17 protein-coding genes are annotated in these 21,027 nt (G+C 58.5%); 14 read left to right on the top strand and 3 right to left on the bottom strand.

Features of this window, described 5'->3' with window-relative positions; translation table 11 throughout:
* From ACYP2Q_RS27065 to ACYP2Q_RS27095, 7 genes are all read left to right on the top strand, one after another.
* The coding region (locus tag ACYP2Q_RS27065; protein ID WP_459733277.1) for a lipase family protein at positions 1 to 2,222 on the top strand (2,222 nt) is incomplete at its 5' end.
* A gap of 338 nt (positions 2,223 to 2,560) precedes the next feature.
* Entirely contained in the window at positions 2,561 to 3,268 is a 708-nt protein-coding gene (locus ACYP2Q_RS27070; RefSeq protein ID WP_459733278.1) for a transposase, read from the top strand.
* Between the two features lie 345 nt (positions 3,269 to 3,613).
* Positions 3,614 to 4,093, top strand: coding sequence for a hypothetical protein (locus tag ACYP2Q_RS27075; protein WP_459733279.1), 480 nt, complete (start codon positions 3,614 to 3,616; stop codon positions 4,091 to 4,093).
* Positions 4,094 to 4,200: 107 nt separating this feature from the next.
* Complete coding sequence (locus ACYP2Q_RS27080; protein WP_459733280.1) at positions 4,201 to 4,758, top strand: polysaccharide biosynthesis/export family protein; 558 nt, start codon at positions 4,201 to 4,203, stop codon at positions 4,756 to 4,758.
* Between the two features lie 56 nt (positions 4,759 to 4,814).
* Positions 4,815 to 5,909, top strand: a complete 1,095-nt coding sequence (locus ACYP2Q_RS27085) for a hypothetical protein (protein ID WP_459733281.1) — start codon at positions 4,815 to 4,817, stop codon at positions 5,907 to 5,909.
* Between the two features lie 20 nt (positions 5,910 to 5,929).
* Positions 5,930 to 7,492, top strand: a complete 1,563-nt coding sequence (locus ACYP2Q_RS27090) for a GumC family protein (RefSeq protein ID WP_459733282.1) — start codon at positions 5,930 to 5,932, stop codon at positions 7,490 to 7,492.
* A gap of 11 nt (positions 7,493 to 7,503) precedes the next feature.
* Complete coding sequence (locus ACYP2Q_RS27095; RefSeq protein ID WP_459733283.1) at positions 7,504 to 8,292, top strand: CpsD/CapB family tyrosine-protein kinase; 789 nt, start codon at positions 7,504 to 7,506, stop codon at positions 8,290 to 8,292.
* A gap of 165 nt (positions 8,293 to 8,457) precedes the next feature.
* Here the strand turns inward: ACYP2Q_RS27095 and galE are convergent, their stop codons facing one another.
* The 3 genes from galE to ACYP2Q_RS27110 all read right to left on the bottom strand — a co-directional run bounded on the left by galE (position 8,458) and on the right by ACYP2Q_RS27110 (position 13,668).
* Positions 8,458 to 9,435 carry a UDP-glucose 4-epimerase GalE gene (gene galE / locus ACYP2Q_RS27100; protein WP_459733284.1) on the bottom strand — a complete coding sequence of 326 codons (978 nt, stop codon included), beginning with the start codon at positions 9,433 to 9,435 and terminating at the stop codon, positions 8,458 to 8,460.
* 70 nt (positions 9,436 to 9,505) lie between these two features.
* Positions 9,506 to 12,136 carry a cellulase family glycosylhydrolase gene (locus tag ACYP2Q_RS27105; protein ID WP_459733285.1) on the bottom strand — a complete coding sequence of 877 codons (2,631 nt, stop codon included), beginning with the start codon at positions 12,134 to 12,136 and terminating at the stop codon, positions 9,506 to 9,508.
* Positions 12,137 to 12,141: 5 nt separating this feature from the next.
* Positions 12,142 to 13,668 carry an O-antigen ligase family protein gene (locus ACYP2Q_RS27110; RefSeq protein WP_459733286.1) on the bottom strand — a complete coding sequence of 509 codons (1,527 nt, stop codon included), beginning with the start codon at positions 13,666 to 13,668 and terminating at the stop codon, positions 12,142 to 12,144.
* 102 nt (positions 13,669 to 13,770) lie between these two features.
* Here ACYP2Q_RS27110 and ACYP2Q_RS27115 point away from each other — a divergent pair, with 102 nt between their 5' ends.
* From ACYP2Q_RS27115 to ACYP2Q_RS27145, 7 genes are all read left to right on the top strand, one after another.
* Positions 13,771 to 15,153: an oligosaccharide flippase family protein gene (locus ACYP2Q_RS27115; RefSeq protein ID WP_459733393.1), complete on the top strand. Its 1,383-nt coding sequence runs from the start codon at positions 13,771 to 13,773 to the stop codon at positions 15,151 to 15,153.
* Positions 15,154 to 15,416: 263 nt separating this feature from the next.
* Positions 15,417 to 16,883 carry an FAD-dependent oxidoreductase gene (locus tag ACYP2Q_RS27120; RefSeq protein WP_459733287.1) on the top strand — a complete coding sequence of 489 codons (1,467 nt, stop codon included), beginning with the start codon at positions 15,417 to 15,419 and terminating at the stop codon, positions 16,881 to 16,883.
* Positions 16,884 to 16,994: 111 nt separating this feature from the next.
* Complete coding sequence (locus ACYP2Q_RS27125) at positions 16,995 to 17,612, top strand: acyltransferase (RefSeq protein ID WP_459733288.1); 618 nt, start codon at positions 16,995 to 16,997, stop codon at positions 17,610 to 17,612.
* Positions 17,605 to 18,561, top strand: a complete 957-nt coding sequence (locus ACYP2Q_RS27130; protein WP_459733289.1) for a glycosyltransferase family 2 protein — start codon at positions 17,605 to 17,607, stop codon at positions 18,559 to 18,561. Before ACYP2Q_RS27125 ends, ACYP2Q_RS27130 begins: the two co-directional genes overlap by 8 nt.
* An 8-nt stretch (positions 18,562 to 18,569) precedes the next feature.
* On the top strand, positions 18,570 to 19,094 hold the full coding sequence (locus ACYP2Q_RS27135; protein ID WP_459733290.1) for a serine O-acetyltransferase: 525 nt from the start codon (positions 18,570 to 18,572) through the stop codon (positions 19,092 to 19,094).
* Positions 19,091 to 20,077 carry a glycosyltransferase family 2 protein gene (locus ACYP2Q_RS27140; protein ID WP_459733291.1) on the top strand — a complete coding sequence of 329 codons (987 nt, stop codon included), beginning with the start codon at positions 19,091 to 19,093 and terminating at the stop codon, positions 20,075 to 20,077. Before ACYP2Q_RS27135 ends, ACYP2Q_RS27140 begins: the two co-directional genes overlap by 4 nt.
* Positions 20,078 to 20,084: 7 nt before the next feature.
* Positions 20,085 to 21,008 (top strand): DUF535 family protein, encoded by a 924-nt coding sequence (locus ACYP2Q_RS27145; RefSeq protein ID WP_459733292.1) that lies wholly within the window; start codon positions 20,085 to 20,087, stop codon positions 21,006 to 21,008.
* The last annotated feature ends 19 nt before the right edge of the window (positions 21,009 to 21,027 follow it).

Below are 21,027 nucleotides of genomic sequence, written 5' to 3' on the forward strand. Positions count from 1 at the left end.
CGCTATCGGAACGTGAGCAAGCATTTTTTGGCGGCGATATCCATGCCTGCCCGTTGCGCGGCCACTCCACCAGTTTTCAGCTAGTCGACGAGTTCGGTGACGGTCGGGCCTACGCCGGGTTGACCTATCAGCTCATCGATTACGAAGACATCGTCTATACCGGAAAACTGGATACGACGGGTTCTGGCAAGTTGGAAAATCACTACTGCGGCCCGCTGGAAATCCGACTGAATCAAGCCTACCGAGGGCAAGAAAAGTCCTACGAGCGCTTGCAAGAACGAAAGGCCTATCCACTACCCATCACCGAACTGCAAGTACGTGCCGAGAACACCCGCTTCTTCAATAAAACCGGCCAGCGCACCGAGTCCAACCCGGCACAAGGCCTGGCTGCGGCCAACGCCTTTTATCAGGTTGAAGTGCGTGAATTGGTGGAGCATGGGGCACATCTACCCCCGCTGGCCGAACGCCATTTCGCGCCCAAACATCATGTCATCAAGCTGTTTCGACCGCTGCCGGTCAAAGGCCAGGCGGGCTACAAGCCGGAACTGGCCAAACGCTTTGGCATTCCCCTGTTGCCAAACAAACACCATGTGCTGGAAGTGCGCCCGCTGCGCGCCTTGCGCCCCATGCTGTCCACCCGCAATGAATTCTGCGCGCTCAATTTGTACCAATTGGCCTTGATGGCGACCTTGAGTTACACACCCTTTGGTCAGCAGCCTGACCAGCACCCCGTGACCGAGCGCTCGGTGAGCTTTCCACTTCAGCCCAGCAGTGGCAACTGGTTTGGCGCGGCCTTGGCCAAGGGGGATGAAATCTGGCGGGTGGACGCGGGTCAGGAACCGGCACTGCCGTATTACCCCTTGTACGAAGACGTAGCGTACTCCAAGCGTTTGGAAATCGTGCCGTTTGACCCCCAATTGTACCCAGAGGTGAATGATCCCGCGTTAGGCGATGCACAGGAAAATCCGGCCAAGCTCCATTTTCTTGATGACGCGGAAAAAGAGGCTGGAACAAACAGTCAAGCCTTTATCACCCATAACGATGAGCTGGTGTTGATTGCCGTGCGCGGTACCAATGAGCTGCCGTGGGACCTGTTGACCGACATCGATGCGCAACAAGTGCCTTTTGCAGAAGGTGTAGGCCAGGCGCATCAGGGCTTTTACGGCGCCGCAAAAGTCACCTATGAATTCGTGATCACCTACCTGGACAAGTTTTACAGTGGGCAAAAGCTCGTCATTACCGGGCATAGCCTGGGTGGCGCAACCGCTTTACTGCTGGCTGAAATGCTGCGGCGTCGAGCAGAGCAATACGACATTCTGCTCTACACTTACGGCGCCCCACGGGCCGCTGACCAGACCTTCATCGACGCAGCCGCTGAATTGACGCATCACCGCATGGTCAATCATAACGACCCGATCCCGAGCGTGCCGGGCACCGGCATGGACACCAAGCCCATGGTGTTTGGCACCGGCCTTGCGGTCAGCTTCGCCAACGCCCCACTGGGTATCTCGATGTTCATGGCCGGGGTGAGCAATCTCAGGGGCGCGCCCTATGGACACCACGGCAGGCTGCACCACTTCATGCCGGTACGGTTCGAGGACGGTCGCCAGTCTTCGATCCTCTGGGAGCCAGGTTGCGAGAGTATTAGCAACCACGCCTGCACCGAGATACTGCGGCAAAGAAACGGTTTACCGACCCATCGCGCCTTCGAGCCGGCGCTCTACATCCTCAATCACCTGATGGTCGGGGGCTACGTCCCCAACAGTTGGGCCACCCTGCGCCGCTGGCAGGAGTCGCAAGAGATGCGCCGGCCATTGGTGACTAAACGCGAGTTTGAGTGGGTTGATAACGCACTTCAGAGCATGGACCGGCAATTGGCAAGCGTAGCCCGGGAAACCCGCTCCGATGCTTACTTGCGCGCCCATGAGAAAGAATATGCGGCACTCTGGGCTGAAAGAGACAAGTTGCAGATAACCCGGGATCGCTTGCGCGAACTTCGTTTTAAACCTGCCAGCGAGGAACAAGTCTACGGCACGCTCGCCCGCCACCCGGAGTTACTGACAACCAACCTGCCACGCTGGAAAGCACACGCCGCCAATACTGTCCCGGAGCAACTGGCGATGACCCCGCCAGCGGTGCTAACCGATGATCAGGCGATCGCCGCAATAGTCGGCGGACACGTCATAGGCGCCCCCTATTATCTGGATATCGATTCAGTTTGAAGGTGATGGATTCACCAGGCTCTTGCATCGCCGCCATCATTGCCTGACTTCAATGAAGCCACCTATTTCCCAGGGAGAACTCAAGTTCAATGTCCGAAACTCGCCCTCCACCCGACTACCACCGGTGCCTACCCGTCAAGCTCCATGGCCAGGCGGATGCCTTTATCCGCTATCTGCACCAGCTACCCAATAAATCACCGGTCGAGTGCCCTGCGTGCGGTCATCCACGCTTCAGGCTGGATGCCACGAAAAAGGTGCGTCTGCCTTTTTACCGCTGCGTTGCGTGTGACAAAGGCTTTAACAGTCTGTCGAAAACCCCGTTTTCGAATTATGGGCTGATGCACCTGTGGTCGATCTATGGTCAGTACCTGTTAGCCGGTTGGCCCTCAACCGATATTGCCCAGGCCATGGGTATTTCCCGCAGCTCCTCGTGGCGCTGGATCAAGCCGTGCCGTGCCGTGATGGCCATAGAGTTTGCAGCGTTGTACCACTGGTGGTCCGCGCGGCAGGATCGAACCAACCTGCAGCCGCCCGCGCACATCGCGGCCCAGGCCCGGTTGTTCCTGAGTGGGTTGGAACAGCTGCTGACGGCTCAGCGGGTGGATTGTGCGAAATGTGGTTCGCCTGATATGCAGCGTATCGATCAGCGTCGCCCTGATTTTCGCTGCCCCGGTTGTGGCTACGCGGTGAGTTTACTCAAGGGCACGTTGCTGTCCCGATTGGGGTATCCGCAACACTGGTTGGGGTTTGCCCAAGGGCTGATCAATGGCGAGAGCGTGGTCGATCTGCAACGGCGCACAGGTCTTTGCGAGAAGGCGTGCAAGCGCTGGCAAGTGCGTTTCCTGCTAATGCTTGAACAGCAGGGCCATACCGAGCTGGTCAAATGGATTAGCTGGCTGCGTAGTCGCCGGGTCAAGGAAGTGAATGAATTTGTGCGTGAGGGCGGACGGATGGAGCCGGTCGCCGGTTCCCGGTATTCGGCAGGCTCTAATCGTCGATTTGCCGTTCCACCCAGACAATCCCGAAAGCGCAACACAGTGTCTTAACCGCTTCAACGCGTACCAACCCCCAAGAAAGTCTATTACTCGGGATGAGCCCATCCGATCGTCGGTCAATCTTCGGCATCTTCATTGCATATTTTTGATACGCAGTCGTGAAATTGACGGGTTTTTTTTGGGGCTCCACTGAACACATAGGCACTTGCTGTCGCTGCTACGTGGCTTGTTCTGTTAGTGGCGTTTTTTTGACGTTATCCGGCCGGATTTTATATTTCTATTTATTATGGTGACGTGCTATTGACGTACTGGCTATCTGCTTATAGGCTCCATTTAGCCTGATTCAGATTTCTTCAACCGACCAATTGCAAACCCTCAGCGCAGGGAGGCGGTTATATGCGGACGACAGTTTTCATTAAGTTGATGGTGTTATTTGCGACTCTGAATGGAGTAGCCGTTTCCACTGCCCAAGCGACCAATTTGCCCAATGAAATTAGTCGCATAAGTAGTGCTTGCGAGGGGGCACGGGCTCAAGCTGGCGTGGCTTCGACAGGCTCCGCCGCTGCTGCGACGGCGAACCTTGGCAAAGACCATAGTGGCTCTTCGCCAGACACCCAAAGTGCTCAACTTGCCACCTCTGATACTGGATCCAAGTCGGGAGCAAGTGCTTCCGTCAATACTTCAGCGTGCGACGGTTTAATGACGAAAGTTGCCGCTCAGCCCTTCGTGATCGATCCAGTCCAGGACAAGGGACTGACTGGAGAAACGGCATTCCACGACACTCAAGCCAATGCAGTGCCGGTCTCTGCGGTTGTATGGTTATTCTCTTCCGCACTATTGGGTTTCATCGTTGTTGCCAACCGGCGCAAGATTTAGTTGCCAGTTTTACGAGACAGGTTTTTCCAGGTGTTACAGCTTTAAAGAGGACGCTGATTGTAACGGTTGATCCTCATTAGATGTGCTAACCAGGCGGAGGAATTCAGATGCTGCGTTTACTGTTACCTGCACTGTGTGCGCTGGCTATCGTGCCCGGCGTGGCCCGTGCCGCCGAAGACAGCCCCTATCTCCTGAACCCTGGAGACAAGGTTGAAGTGTCCATTTGGGGCGAGCCAGCGGAAAAAATTGAGCGCGTCGATGTGCTGCCCAATGGCTACGTCACGTTGAAGCTGGCAGGGCCGGTCAGGGTCAAGGGGCTTGATACGTCTCAGGCTGAAAAGATAATCACTGAAAAACTCACAAAATATTATCCCGATCCGGTGGTCAGCGTTGTTGTCACCGAGGCCAAGGGCAATGTCGTCTATGTCCAGGGCAAAGTGCTCAAGCCTGGCAAGGTACAGATAACCGGCGATACCGATGTACTGCAACTGTTGGGTGAGACCGGTCCACTCGACAAGTTTGCAGACAAGGATGAAATCAAACTCTTGCGGCGCGACGGGAAAACCCAGAAAGTGATGCCCGTCGACTACAGCGCTCTGATTTCCGGGAGTGACATGTCCACTAACTACGAACTTAAGGCCGGCGATACGCTGGTCGTTCCCTGACATTGCGCGATGCATTAAGGATTAACTTGCGTTCATTGCAAACAACCGGAGTGGTGATGGCAATATTGACTTTGCCATGTTCCGGCATGACTTACGCCGGCACCTGGCAGTCGGCAGTTGCGCTGCCCATGACAGTCGAACACGACAGCAACCCACTGCTCTTGACGACTGACGAGAAAGCGATCACGCGAACGATCATTGCCCCCGATTACACGCTGGTGGGTAATTTTGATCGGGATCAGTGGAAGTTTGGCCTCGGTGTCAATGTCGAGCGCTCGTCCGATCCCGACATCGTGTCCGATCGAGAAGATCCGAGGCTGTCGTTTGGCTGGCAGCGTGAGACCGAAAAAGGAAGCTATGGACTCACGGCGAGATACTTCGAGAGTTCGACGCTCTCCACTGAAGTCCAGCAGACCGGGGTAACAAACTCGACCGATGGCACGCAAAAGCTCTCGACCATCGGTGGTAACTGGCGAACCGCGGTGACCGAGCGCAGCACCCTGGTCGACGAGATCGACCTCACCCATGTCGAATACGACACCGCCTCGCTGACCAACTACGATGAGCTGACCAACCGTTTCAGCTGGCTTTATCAATGGAATGAGCGGGTCGAACTGTTCACCCGATTCGAAGCGACGCGTTATGAGCCCAAGGACGACACCACCTCCACCCTCGGCTCCTCGAACAGCTACACCCCGGTAGTCGGCGTGAACTACCAGATTTCCGAGCAGTTTATGGCGTCGGCGTACGGCGGCGTGAACGAGGTATCCAACAGCAACAGCGGCCCCAGCGGCCAGGGTGGCATGAGCCTGCGTTACACCGGTGAGCGTGTCGAGTCCAGTGTCGAGGCCAGTCGCAGCACGATCGCCAACGGCGAGAACGGCCTGATCGAATCCGATGAGCTACGGGGTAACTGGAGTTATCTGCTCGACGAGACCAGTCGTGTCGGTGTTGATGGCTCCTGGCAAAAAACCAAAGGGGACGCGGCCAGTACCTTTCGCACATACGGCGCCTTTGTGAGTCGCGAACTCTCGCCTTTTTGGCTTGCACGCCTATCCTTCACCTACAAAGAGCGCGAGCGAGACGGCTTGCCAAACGCCGATGCCAACATCATAGGGATGACCGTGATCTATAGTCACCCCGACTTCTGACCATCAGCAGCGTGGTATTTATGTCCTCTGAATACGAAATGTCGGTCAACGACTACATTGCAGTAATCAAGCACCGGGCCTTGCTGTTGGTTGTGACGGTAGCCGTGATAATCGGGGCGAGTGTATTGGTGGCGACGTCCATGCCACCGATCTATCAGTCGTCCGGGACTATCCTGGTCGAGTCGCAGCAGATATCGCCGGACCTGGTGGCGGGGAACAACAATACCTTTGCTGACGAGCGCATCGAGGTCATCCGCCAGCGCGTGATGACCCGCGAGCATCTGGAGGCGATCATCAACAAGTACAATCTTTTCGAAACGGGCAGCCGTCGGCTGACCCTGACCGAAAAGATCGAAGAGATGCGCAATGCGATTTCCGTCGCCCTGGTCAGTGCGGCGGTCAAGGGGCGAGGTGAAGTGACGATTGCCTTCCGTCTTGCCTTCGAGCACCGCGAACCGCAAGTGGCGAACGAAGTGGCCAACGAACTGGTGACGCTGTTCCTCAACGAGAACATCAAGCAGCGCACCGAGCGCGCCAGTGAAACCACCGAGTTCCTGACCCAGGAAGCGAACAAGCTGCGCACCGAGCTGGAAGTGCTGGAAAACAAGCTGGCGGACTTCAAGCAGGCCCACGGCAACGCGCTGCCCGAGCATCAGGAGCTGCGCATGAACATGTTGTCGCGCTCTGAACTCGAACTCAAGGATATCGACCGCGACTACAAGGCGGCCAACGAAGAGTTGCGCTTCCAGGACCTGGAACTGTCGGCGGCCCATGCCGGTCTGGCGACCAGAGTGGGTACGGCGGGTGCGGTCGCTGAACCCGTGCAGGATCTGGCCAGCCTCAAGGCCGAGTACGCCCGGTTGCAGACTATCTATACAGAAGCCCACCCGGATGTACGGGCGGTCAAACGCAAGATTGCTGCACTGCAGGCCAGCGAAGGCCGCGGCAGTTCCGTCTCGCCGGTCAGCCTCGACGTTGCCAGGGTCCAGGCGCGCATTGCCGCTTCGGAACAGCGCATGAGATCGCTGGCCGCGCAGAAGCAGGAATTGCTCAACAAGATCACGACCCTGGAGAGCCAGATTCTCGAGGCGCCGCAAGTGGAACGCGGCTTGGTCACGCTGATGCGCGACCATGAAAACGCACGCAAGAAATACGAGGAAATTCGCACCAAGGAAATGAGTGCGAAGATTACCGAAAGCCTGGAGCAGGAAAACAAGGCCGAGCGTTTTGTGTTGCTCGAAGCGCCGCTGATGCCGGAAAAACCAGTCCGGCCGAACCGCAAGAAAGTCGTGGCCCTGGGCTTTGTCCTCGCGCCGGTAGGGGCGGGTGCACTGGTGATGCTGCTCGAGATGCTGAGCCAGCGGGTACGCGGTGTCGACGCGCTGACCAGTGTGCTGGGTAAACGTGTACTGGTTGCCATTCCCTACATTCATACCCAGGCGGAACTGGCTCGTCGCAAACAGTGGCGAACGATACTGGTGCTCTGTGGCGTCCTGATGATCGTGGTCTCTCTGGTGCTCCTGCATTTCTTCTACATGCCACTGGATCTGTTGATGTTCAAAGCTCTGGCGCGGTTTGAATAAGGAATATTGCGATGGAAATTATTAAGCCACCTCTGGGAAAAGGCGAACAGCCACCCTCGTCAGGCCTGGTGCTCTCATCCTCCGGACAGCCTGCGCCGCTCAATGCGCTCAGTTACGTGCAGACAAAGGTTGTACCGCTGCGAGCAGAGCACCTGGAGCGCCATCGCATTGTCGCCTACAACAAGAATTCGAACATGGGCTGGGCCTTCGATCTGCTGCGTACCCAGGTCCTCAAGGCCATGGAGGAAAATGGCTGGCGCACGCTCGCCATCACCTCGCCGACGCCGGAGGCGGGCAAGTCGGTGTTGGCGATCAACCTGGCAATGAGTATCGCGCATCACACGACCAAGACGGCGCTGCTGGTGGATTTCGATTTGCGTTGTCCCAAGGTGGGTAGCTACCTGGGGCTGCCGATGGAAAAATCGCTCAATGAATTGCTGACCAACGAAGCAGAACTGCAGGAGGTCCTGGTCAATCCGACCTTGCCGCGCTTTGTGGTCCTGCCGACGCGCGAACCGATTCCGCTCTCTACCGAGGTACTGTCTTCACCGGCGGTGGGCGAGTTGATCGTCGATTTGCGCGAACGCTACAACTCTCGCATCGTGATCTTCGACTTGCCGCCGGTGCTGAGTTCGGACGATGTGATTACCATCCTGCCCAAGTTCGACTGCGTCCTGCTGGTGGTCGCCAACGGCATGAACACCAAGAAAGAGATCGAGGAAAGCCTGCATCACCTGGGCAGGGCCAATCTGATCGGTACGGTGCTGAACAAGTCCGGGCCGGCGAAACGTCCTTACTGATGCACCGTTGGTCTGGCTTCTCGGGTCGCAGCATCGCAGCGATGGCGGCCTCATAGCCGACGCACTCAGCCTCCCGAAGGGGCGGGTAGATCAAGATCAAGAGCTGCAGGCGAGCTAACGCTCGGCCTGAAGGGTGGTTAAAAGCAGGTGTGTCCAGGTTTTCATTCAGTTCCAGGGATACTTCTTCTCCCACTCCCACGCATGCGCCACGATCTGTTCCAGCGTGGCGAATCGCGGTTGCCAGCCCAGCAAGCTATTGGCCCGTCGAGCATCTGCCACCAGCCGTGGCGGGTCACCAGCGCGGCGGGGCGCTTCGCTGATGAAGATGTCGCGGCCGGTCACGCGGCGCGCCGTGTCGATCACTTGTTGCACCGAGAAACCCTGGCCATTGCCAAGGTTGAAAGCCGTGCTGGCGCCCCCCGCCAATAAATAGTCCACCGCCTGCGCGTGAGCGGCGACCAGGTCGACAACGTGGACGTAATCGCGAATACAGGTGCCGTCCGGCGTGTCGTAGTCAAAGCCATAGACAGTGATGGTCTTGCGCCGGCCAGAGGCCGCCTGCAGGATCAGCGGCAGCAGGTGGGTCTCCGGTTCATGGCGTTCACCCAGCTGCCCATCAGGGTCTGCGCCGGCGGCGTTGAAGTAGCGCAGGCAAACCGACTTGAGCCCATAGGCACGGTCGAAATCTTCCAGCACCTGTTCCACCATCCACTTGCTGCGACCATAGGGGTTGATCGCGGCCTTGGGGTGCGCTTCATCGATCGGCACATACTCCGGGTCGCCATAGACGGCGGCGGTGGAGGAGAAGATGAAGTGTTTCACCTTGGCGCGAACCATGGCCTTGAGCAGCGTCAGGGTGGCGGCCAGGTTGTTCTGGTAATACTTGGCAGGTTCAGTGACGGACTCGCCCACCTGGATGAAGGAGGCGAAGTGGAACACGGCATCGAAGCGATGTGTGTCAAACAAGGCGTCCAGGGCCCGGGCGTCGGCGATGTCGAGTTCGACCAGTGTCCCGCCCAGCACCGCGTTGCGGTAGCCCGTGGAAAGATTGTCCGCCACCACCAGTTCGTGCCCCGCGCCAAGGAGCTGCTTGACCATGTGCGAACCGATGTAGCCTGCGCCGCCAATCACCAGGAATTTCATGCCGCTCTCCTTGATATCGATGCGGTGTCAGCGCGAGGCGGCTGACCCGTCCTTTACAAGACCTTTGCTGTCACTTGAGACTGTCACTCGCTTGCGATGCTTTTTTCAGGAACAACCAATTGGACGCCTGCAGGCCATCGAACTGGATCGTGTAGCGGCCATCCAGGTATGTGGCTGGCAGTTTTCCAGGTTGCCCAAGAGGCCCGACCTGGGTGAACAGAGTCAAGCCCGGGGGGGCCTGGAGGGTCAGCGTGCCCGCGAGGGGCTCCACGTAAAAAGGTGTCTTGTTGACGTCCTTGGGGATGGCCCGGGTGCCCAGGGAAATCAGCAGGTTCGTGGACTTGCCAACGGGCGCGTCGTCCAGGCTTTGCACCACTACGCTGGCGTAGGCGTTTTTGATTTGCACCTGCATATTGCCCAGCTTGATCGACTCGCCGCCGATCCAGCCGGTTGCCGCCTGGGTGCGCGGCGTATCGATGGTGTAGATGCCTTGTTTCCAGTTGCGCTTGAGCTCGCCGGTGTCTGTCGTGGACTCGCTGGCCGAGGCGTCCAGTAGCGATTGAGCAGGGTCATGAAACACCTGGGCGTTACTGGCGATGATCCCCGGTTGCAACCAGGGCAGTTGCGGCGTCTTCGGCATGGCGATCTGCAGCTTGCCTTTCTCCATGGCGGTGCGCAGCAAGGCCGAGTTGGCCGGGTTAATGCGTTGGTTGAACAGGGTTTGCGGCGTCGGTGCGAAGACATAGGTGGTCTTCGCTTCGTGAACGTCTGCACGGCGATAGAGCAAGGCGGCGGCGGGCAAGGTCGCCAGCATGGCCGGGTCGCTATAGGCGTGCCAGTTGTCGGCCGATATTCCTTCACCGTTGAGTCCCTCCTGGCTATAGGCATATTGCATCAGGGCATCCCAGCCCTGATGACTGGCCGTTCCTGCCATATAGAGTGGGAGCGAGTGGCGATCGGGTATCGGGAAGGGTTCATTGTTCCATTCCGTGACGGTCAGGGGTTTGCCGGTGACCTGTCCGGCGGCGATCCAGTCCACCAGGTTGGCGCTGGTCAGCGGGTTTTTCTCAAGTTGTCCCGGGCCACCGTAGCTATGGACGTCGATCACGTCTCCAGCAGTCAAGGCAGGCAGGGAACTCAGGCCATTGCCGCCCCAGCTGCTGGTCGTGGCGATCGGCACTTTCACGCCTGTCTGGCGCAGGTAATCAATCATGTCGACGTTGAAACGCCGTTCCAGGTCGTTGAGGAACAGCTTGGCGGGGCCAGGCTCCCAGGACCGCCAGGTCTGGTCTTCAGACAGGTCGTGCTGTTTGGCAAATGCCCTGGCAGCCCTCATGTACAACTCGTTGTGCCGGGGCACGGACTTGTCTGGTAACAGGGCGTTGCCGTAGTGGTGGGTGATGTCGTTTTCGTTGGTGAGCAGAACCGCGGCGATCGCCGGGTCGTCCTTGTAGGCGAGGCCGGTATAGCTGTTTACATGGCTCAGATAATCTTTTGCAAAGCGTTTCATGGCCTGCTGGATAGTGACGTTTACGTAGGCGTAGCCCTTGAGGTCGGCGCCGCCCAGCTCGTTCTTCGTCAATTCATCGAAGCCAAAGATGTTGTCGTTCGCCATGAGGGCTCGTTCGACGTGCATGTCGAGCCAGACATAGATGCCCTCGTCCTTCAGGCACTTGATCCACAAGTCGAGTTTCTTCAGCGATTCTTCGCTCAGGTGCTGGGTGTCACGCAAGACCATGCCGTTACCGAAGATGTTCGGGAAAACCCACGGAGAGTCATGGTGGTGCAGTCGCACCAGATTGAAACCTAGGGCCGAGAGGCGCTTGGCCTGCTGCTTGATCGCATCGTCCGGGGTGCGGTACAGCGTGTAGGCCGACAGGTTGGTGCCCCAGAAGCGTACCGGGGTGTTATCGGCAAACAGCAGTTGCTCGCCGGCTGCCTTGACGAAGCCGCGCTTGCCCGCAGGTTTTTCCTGGGCATTGAGAAAGGACAGGTCGACCGGCGCGGTCTTCCAGTCCAGCCTGTCGCTCGGCCAGCTTTTCGGGTCGGCGAGCCCGAAGCGCTCGGCGGCGGTTGGCCCCAGTTCCACATCACCGGAGACGCTAAACGTGGCTTTGAAGTTTTCGCGGCCAGGTTTGATCCTGTCCTTGTAGAGGAACGCCCGCACCTGGGAACGATCACCCGGTTCGAAATACACCCTCGCCAGCGCCGGCTCGAAGCGCATCTCGATGCGCCGCCCCTGGGCATTGCCCCAGGACCAGCCACGGTTGTCGGGCAGCAACTGCGGCTCGCCCATTTCTTCGGCAAGGGCCGGGTCGAAGTTGAAGACGATGCCTCCGCCCATCACGTTCGACTTCATGCTGTGGGCATTCAGGACCAGGTCCATGCTCAGCGTCTGCTCGCCTTCCTTGCGGATTTGCCCCGTCGCGTCGAAGTCCAGTTTTTGGCTCTTGCCTTCCATGGCGTAGACATAGGGCGAGATCACCTTGAGCGAGGGGGTAAAGTCCGCCCAGTCCCAGTTGCCTCCCCAAAAGACGTATTGAGAGGCGATGGCAGGGCTGCCGCCGCGCGTGACCTGGGGCAGGCCACTGCGCTCATCCACGCTGGCGACCCACTCCGACGCCTGGGTGCTGAACGGCCAAATGACAAGAAACAGGAGAGCGACGGGCAACAGCGGGCGGCGGTAAAAAAAACACGTCATGAGCGTTACCAGGTAGGTAGGAAGGCACTCTTGCTGCTGGAAGTCTCCGCGCGCTTGAGCCTGCGCGCCATCTGAGCATAGGACACACCCAGTCCGGCTACCGACCAATACACCACGGGGATGACCGTAATACTGCTGACAGTGATGATGGTCACCAATATCCCGGCCAGTGTCGCCAGCAACGTACGTCCGAGGCGGCGTGACTCATCGTCCGGGTTGGGGAACGAATGCATCGCCTTGCGAATGCCGAGCACGATCGTGGCGAAAAAAGCCACGAAAAGCGTCAGCCCGATCAAGCCCATTTGCAGGGCGATGGCGATATAGGAGTTGACGATGTCGATGATGCCCTGGCCTTGCGTCAGCGACTGCATTTCCGGGGTGCTGCGGTAATCGAAGGAGCCCAGCCATGGATTGCGCTGGATGACGATCAGCGAGTTATCGATCAAGCGCTGGCGGTAGGTGATGTTCTCTGTTTCCACCGAGCCGATGAAGGGCAGCAGATCAAGGATTTTTTGTCCGCCGGGCACGATGGCCAGCAAGGGCAGGGCGAGCACGGCGGCGAGCCCGAGCAGCATCAGGCGCCTGACTGCATAACGGCCGGTGCCGATGTACATGACGATGATCACCGCGGCACCGATCCAAGGGCCGCGCGACAGGGGGGCAAACAGACCGCCGGCGAGCAGGAGGGCGCCAAGTCGTCGCTGCAGTTTGCTGCGAACGCTTTCCTGCAGGAACAGGTAGAAGCCGATGGCCACGGCGATGACGTAACCCAGCGCAATGGCCTGGCCAGTGGTGACGCTGGCGCGCAACGAGCCGCCACGGCTGAGGTAGCTGGAGATTTCCCATTGCACGCCCATGGCGTCGGTCAGCGCGTTGTACAACAACCATCGGCGCGAATATTCGAACAGACCGATCAGTGACAGCACCATGGCGGCGAGTAAAAAGCCCAACAGTGCGTCCTTGAAATCGCTGACGTTCTTCAGTGCCCGACTGGCAACGTAGTAAGGCAAAAAAACGTCGACGAACAGATAGAGCGATTGCCGCAACGTGTCTGTCGGCGTGGTTTGGCGCAGGGAAAGAACGGCACTCAGGAGGAGAAAGGCGAGCAGCAGTTTGTCCGGCAGGGTGCGCCCGAAGGGTAGTGTGTCCGGCTTCTTGCGCAAGGCGAGAAAGGCCGGGAGCAACACAAACAGCGCCAGTATGCGTACGTGGTTCAGGTCGACAAAATAGTTGATCAGGCCGAAGCCGGGGACCTGCGCCGAGGCGGGAGGAATGAGAAACAACAGGAAGAAAAACAACGCCATGGGGTTGCGCTCTCGCTGTCGCGTGACCGTCAGGATGATTGCGGTAACACCCGCGTACACCCAGAAGCTGTGGGAGACAAAGGCCAGTAGCGTCAAGGCGAACCATAGATTGCGCCGGCGGGTGAAATCACTCAGAGGGATCAGATCGGCTGCCGGTCGCCGTGCGAAAGCGAAGACGATACCGGCAAGGACCAGGATGACGACTAACGCGCGAAAGTGCTCAGGCATGGGCTACCGATTTATTTGATGAGTGAGCGATGGCTAATGGCTAGTGGTTTGCCTAATAGCGACTATAGTACCTTTCGTGTCGTCCAATACGGGATTGATGTTATGCCTTCAGTACGCATCTCGCCATCGTTTGGCCTTCGTGGGCGAGCAATATCAGCTGGGGCATGGAATCTGGGGGCGCTGGTCACCTCTCAAGTGATGCGCCTGGGCGGCAACCTGATAATGACCCGCCTGCTGATGCCGGAAATGTTCGGCATCATCAGCATCGCCGCCACCGTTTTATTCATTCTTCACCTGCTCTCCGACGTGGGGTTGCGCCAGAACATTCTGCAGAGCCCGCGCGGCGATGATCCGGAGTTTCTCAACACCCTCTGGACCGTGCAGATCGTGCGCGGCTTTGTGCTGTTCGCCTTGACGCTGTTTCTCGCAGCCGCTGCCTGGTACGCGCAAGCCATCGATTTCTGGTCGCACGACTCCACCTACGCCGCACCGCAATTGCCGGCGGTGTTGGCCTGGACCGGCCTTACCGCGATCATCTACGGGTTCCAGTCGACGAAAGTCGACTTGGCCGTGCGCGCTTTTCAGCAAAAGAAAGTGGTGATCGCCGAATTTATTTCCCAGGTGGTCGGCCTGTTGGTGATGCTGGCCATCGGATACTTCACCCATTCCATCTGGTCACTGGTGGCAGCCGGCCTGGCCGCGGCCCTGGCCAGCACGCTGCTCGGGCATCTCTGGTTCGAGGGGCCGTCCAACGGTTTGCGCTGGGAACGCGCCGCGCTCGACGAACTGGTGGTCTTCGGTCGCTGGATCCTGTTGTCTTCGGCCGTGGGCGTACTGTCCATGCAGGGTGACCGGATCATTTTCGGCGGCAGCATGACGGTCACCGAAATGGGCGTGTACTCCATTGCCGGACTGATCCTGGGGGCTGTTCAGACGGGTGTATTGAAAGTGGTCGGGGCCGTGGCCCTGCCAGCCTTCGGTGAGGCCGCCAGAACCAACGACTTCGAGCGTCTGCGCCGGTTGTATTACCGCTTCAAGATGCTGGTCGACCTGGCGCTGCTGTTTCTTTGCGGGCTGTTCTGGGTCACCAGTCCACTCATCATCGGCATTCTTTACGATGATCGTTACGCCGAAGCCGGCAAAATGATGTCGATTCTCTCGACGTCCTTTTTCGTGATGCGCTTCATAGTGGCCAATCAAATCTGGATCGCGCTGGGGCTCACCAAGTACCAAGCTATCGACAACATCATTCGTGTCGTTTCGTTATGGGTGCTGGTGCCGCTGTTACTGGCTATCGGGGGGGTCGAATACGCGATCTGGGGCGTCGCCCTGCATACATTGCCGACCTTGGTACTGGTTATGTATGTCAATCGTCGCGTGGGTATCCTCGATATCAAGCGCGAGCTCATCGTGTTGCCTATGCTGGTGGTAGGCGCCTTGTGTGGCGAGCTGGTCCTGGTCGTTTTCCACTGGCTTTTCGGTTGAGCCGCGTTACCAGGCATGTTGAAACACCCTTGAAATCTGCGATGCAATCTCGATCCCATGGAGTCGTGAGTGATGAGTGAACGCGTGTTGAATAACTCTGGCATCAGTCGCAGAGGTCTCATTCGGGCATTTGCCCTGTTAAGCCTGGGGGGGCTGGTGGTGAAATTTTCCGGGGTTGGGGCCCGGTCTCCTGCAGGAAAATCGGAGTTTGTCGTTATCAACGGGTGGGTGTTGCCTGCCGCGCATTTCCGGTAACTACAAATATGATCAAAGATTACCAAACGCAGAAAGACCTGCGCGATCACTATGATTTCTGCATCGTTGGCGCAGGTCCGGCCGGTATTACGCTGGCCTTGCGTTTGGCCGGCAATGGATGGCGCGTAGTGCTTCTCGAGGGAGGAGGGCGCGAATATGCCCTGTATTCGCAAAACCTCTACAAGGCTTCGTCCTCGGGGCTGGAGGCCTACACCGAAGAAACCCGCCTGCGTTACCTGGGGGGGACCTCGAACCACTGGGCCGGTCGTTGCCGTCCCTTCGAACCTTCCGACTTTGCCCTGACCCCTCCGGTGAATCTGCCCGGCTGGCCCATCGCGTTTTCCGAGATGGAGCGCAATCTGCCAGCGGCCATGGCGATTCTGGACCTGCCGCTGGACTCGGGATTCAAGACCGTCAACGCGGCCTTCCACAGCGACGAATTCGAGGCCGACCGTTTCCTGCTCAGTCCGCCGACGCGTTTTGCACAAAAATATGCCAAGGAACTCTCCGAGACCGAAGGCCTGGATGTTTTCATCAATTGCAATTGCGTCGACCTGGATTTCGACAGCAACACCGGCCGCGTCATCGCCGTTGTCGTGTCCGATTACGAACGGCATCAAGAGCGAATCTCGGCCAAGCAATTCATCCTGGCCACCGGCGCGATAGAAAACGCCCGGCAGTTGCTCAACAGCCAGTCATTGGCCGCCGCCGGGGTTGTCACCGAGGATGGCTTCGTCGGTCGATGCTTCATGGAACACCTGAACATCGCACTCGGTACCTTCATCCTCAACGACGGCGAAAGCAGGGAGGCCAGGCAGTTCTTCACCAAGGATGCCTTTGTGATCGAGCATCATTCCGGTAAAGGCAATGTCACCGCTTCCCTCGTGTCGCACGTGGAAACCTATGGGCGCATGGCGGCCATCAAGGGCTTTTTCGAGAATCTGGCCTGCAAGGCAGGCGTGGCGCACAAGATCGATTTCATCACCCAGTTCAACTGTCCCGGTGACGGGGAGCTCGCCACGATGATCGAGCAGTTTCCCAACCGCAAGAGTCGCATCTCGTTGACTGAAGAGCGCGACGACCTGGGGATGAGAAAGGTCAATATCCACTGGGAACTCGCCCCCGAAGACAGGGAAACCATAAAAAGCATAGGCCTGGAGGTGGCCAAGTGTTTTGCCGAAGAGGGGCTTGGCTATGTCAAGTTGAACGAAGCGGTTTATGAGGTTTCCCTGCCGCTGCAGGTCGGGCCGCATGCCCATCACATGGGTACGACCCGGATGGCGACTTCCCCTGAATTCGGGGTAGTCGATGAGAACTGCAAAGTGTTCGGGACCAATAACCTGTACGTCGCTGGCAGCAGTGTTTTTTCAACGGCCGGCGCGAGCAATCCAACCATGCCGCTGTTGCAGCTGACGCTGCGGCTGGCGGACTACCTCAACCACCAAATGGGACCTGCGCAAGGCACGTATTCTTGAATGAAACAGTCTTAGGGAGAGCAACCAAAGCAGGGTGCCACTACAACAACAACCATGGCGCATCTGGTCTTGGTACCGATGTGAAACGCTGAAATTTGTGAGGCTGACAGGATGATTGGGCTAGCAAAGCGTGCAATACGTTACTACGTGTTCAAAACGGGTCGGGGCAAGGGGCTGTTCAAGAAGTTTTGCCACCCCACCGGCTATGAATGGGCCGATTACCTGGCGCGCTGGGGAGGTATTTATTCGGTCGGCAAGGGCGTGTGGATCAATCCCGGCGCCAACATCCCCGACCCTACGCTGTTGCGCCTGGGCGACAACGTCGGCTTGTCCGATTGTACGATACTCGGGCACGACGGACTCGTTGGCATGCTCCAGATCAGCGAAGGTAAACTGCTCGACTCCGTCGGTGCGGTCGATATCTTCGACAACTGTTTCATCGGTTATCAGTCGATCATCATGCCAGGTCGCAAAATCGGTCCGAACTCAATCGTCGCCGCCGGTGCCGTCGTCACCCGGGATGTTCCGCCCGGTGTCGTGGTGGGCGGGAACCCGGCGAAGGTGCTCTGCACTGTTGAAGACCTGATCAAGAAAATCGAAGAACGTTGCGAAGACTATCCGTGGATGGAACTCATCCGCCAGCGCGCCACGCACTTCGATCCGGATTACGAGCCCAAGCTCAAGGCCATGAGAGCGCAGTACTTCTTTGGCGAGAAAGCCAATGAGTAGCGCCCCCCTGGATGTGCTCGTAGTCAACTACAACACGGCGGGCCTGCTGCAGCCGATGTTCAATGCACTGCGCCAGTCCAAGCGTGCCGATCCGGCGCGCTACCTGGTGGTGGACAACGCCTCGGCGGACAATTCGCTGGATTGCCTGGGCGATATTTGCCCAGAGGCCGTGCTGCTGGCCAATAAAGCCAATGTCGGCTTTGGGCGGGCCAACAATCAATTGGTTGAACACCTGCAGGGCAAGTACGCGTTGCTGCTCAACACCGACGCATTCGTGTCCGACGACACCCTGGCCAAGACCCTGGAGTACATGGAGGCTCATCCCGATTGCGGGATCCTCGGTGTGCGCCTGGTCGGTCGGGACGGCGAACTGCAACCCTCGTGCCGCTATTTTCCGACACCGCTGAATGTGTTCCTCGTGACGGCCGGGCTCGAGCGGTTTTTCCCCTGGGTGAAACTGGTCGACGACCTGGACTGGGATCATGCCTCGGTGCGCGAGTGTGACTGGGTGCCAGGCTGCTATTACCTGATTCGCCGTGAAGTGATCGACAAGGTCGGCTTGTTCGATCCGCGCTATTTCCTCTACTACGAGGAAGTCGATCACTGCCGGCGCGTCAAGCAGGCAGGGTGGAAGGTGGTCTACTACCCCCACACGTCGGTGGTGCATATCGGTGGCGAGAGTGCCAAGTCGGTCGACAAGCTGAACATGGACGGTCGGCAGCTGCAGACGCTGCAGATCGAAAGTGAGCTGTTGTACTTTCGCAAGCACCACGGTTTGCCGGGGTTGGCATTGCACATGCTACTGGTCAGCCTGTGTGACCTGATCCTGGGGCTCAAGGCTTTGTTGAAAGGTCGCGGTCGGGCCGCCATCAAGGCGTGTTGGCAACATACACGGGTCACCTGGGCGCTGCTGCGCAAAACCAAACTCGGTAGCCAACCCACACGGTAGGTCAGTCCATGTTCGATAACATACGTGCGGACTTGCGAGCATACGAGGGTGACTGGGGCGCCCAGGGTTTCTGGGTGATGCTGGTGTATCGCTTCGGGCGCTGGCGTTATGGCGTGCGCCCGGCGCCGCTGCGCAAATTGCTGTCCTTTATCTACAAAGTGCTCTTCAAGCTGGTGCAGATCGTGACGGGCATCGAGTTGCCGTGCGAGGTGGTGGTCGGGCGCAACTTCGTCATCGATCATTTCGGCGGCATCGTGATCAGTGGTTATGCGCAGTTCGGCGATGACTGCCGGATCCGCAATGGCGTCGTCGTTGGGCTCAAGAACGTGAACGAGCCCATCGCCCCTATAATGGGCAACAACGTCGATATCGGCACCGGCGCCAAGGTGCTGGGCAATATTCGCATTGGCAACAATGTGGTGATCGGTGCCAATGCCGTGGTGTTGACCGACGTACCGGACAACTCGGTGGCCGTCGGCGTACCGGCGACCATCAAGCAGCGCAAGTTCGTCGATGCCGGGGAATACTCATGAGCACGGCGTCGATGGGGGTGGGCGTCGTTGTCATCGGTCGCAATGAAGGCCAGCGACTTGAGCGCTGCCTGGCTTCGCTGGTCGGCGCGGCGCAGCAGATCGTCTATGTCGACTCCGGGTCGACCGATGGCTCGGTACAAATGGCGCAAAGGCTTGGCGTCGAAGTGGTCGAGTTGGACATGAGCATTGCCTTCACGGCGGCTCGCGCGCGCAATGAAGGGTTTGCCCGCTTGCAACGCCTGTTGCCGTCGATGCGTCATGTGCAGTTCGTCGACGGCGATTGCGAGGTGGTCGCCAGTTGGCTGCCCCATGCACAGGCCTTTCTGGATGCGCAGCCCGAGGTGGCGGTGGTTTGCGGACGGCGCCGCGAACGATTTCCCCAGCGTTCCATTTATAACCTGATGTGCGATCTCGAATGGGATACGCCGACCGGTGCGACCAGCGCCTGTGGTGGCGATGCCCTGATGCGCGCGGACGCCTTCGCCACCGCGGGCGGGTACCGACCGGACCTGATTGCCGGTGAAGAGCCGGAGCTGTGTGTGCGCCTGCGGGCAAAGGGCTGGAAGGTCTGGCGCTTGCCTGCGGAAATGACCTTGCACGATGCGAGCATGACCCGTTTCGGCCAATGGTGGCGGCGTACCCTGCGCGGAGGTTATGCCTTTGCCGAGGGCGCGTTCTTACATGGCAGCGCGCCGGAGCGTCATTGGCGACGCGAGTCGCGCCGTGCCTGGTTCTGGGGCCTGGGCGTGCCGCTGGCAACGCTGATTGCCACGCTCATGCTCGGTTGGACGGGACTGCTGGTGCTGTTGGTCTATCCCCTGCAGGTCGCGCGTTTGGCCAGGCGCGGCGCAGGTCCCGCGCGGCAAAACTGGCTGCTGGCGTTCTTCCTCGTACTGGGCAAATTTCCCGAGATGGTCGGGCAGGTCAAGTTTCTTTTGAACAGGTTCGGTGCCGGCAAATCCGCACTGATCGAATACAAGTGAGACTTCGATGGACTATTGGTTGATCGTCAAAAGCGTCTTCTCCGTGCACGCTGGCTATTCCCTGAGGGCATTGAAGAACAAACTCAAGTTCCTGCTGTTGGTGGCCAAAAACTGGACCGAGCTGGATCTGTTTTTCGCCCGTATGTCCAACGCGCTGGGCAGTACCGGGATCGAGAGGCTCGGCGGCGATTGCCTGGGCGTCGTGCACTGGCCCTACATCAGCAAAAGCTGGGGCGCCCAGGACAAACTTGGGGTCATGGCCTCGCACTACGAAGTGGTCAGCAAAAGCTGCCCGCAATTGTTGCTGTTCGGGCGCGACGACAGCCTGGTCCTGAGCGATCTGACGGCCTGGTCGCCAGGTTGTACCCTGGTGCTGGATCGCCCGTTCTGGTTCATGCGTGAAGGCGAACTGGTGTTGAACCTGTTCCAGGGCGATCTGCGTATCGCCTCGATCGCCTTCACCTTGTGTTTAACGCAAGGTGAGCTGTGCATCTTCATCGGTGCCGTCCAGGGCATCCATAAAGGCATCGAGAGCGACAGGTCGCTGGCCATCTACCGGGATGTGACCAAGGACTTTGAAGGCCTGCGTCCCAGAAGCTTCTTGATCGAAGTGACCAAGTACATCGCCGGCAATATCGGGGTCGGAAAAATCTACGCGGTAGGGGATGTCTATCGTCACCACCGTCACCCGTATTTTGGTGCGCACAAAGCCCAGGAGCTGGCCGCCAATTACGATTCGATCTGGCTTGAACACGGGGCGACCCCCTCGGAGCGCGAAGACTTCTTTGAAATTCCCATGGCATCGTCGCGCAAGCCGCTTGAAACCATCGCTTCAAAAAAACGCGCCATGTATCGCCGGCGCTATGAGCTGCTGGACGATGCCTTTGCCCAGGTCGACAAGGTGTTGACAGGCAGCTACGCAGTGCATTGACGTGACCGGTTACTGGACT

This window comes from Pseudomonas sp. MHK4 (genome assembly GCF_054600775.1).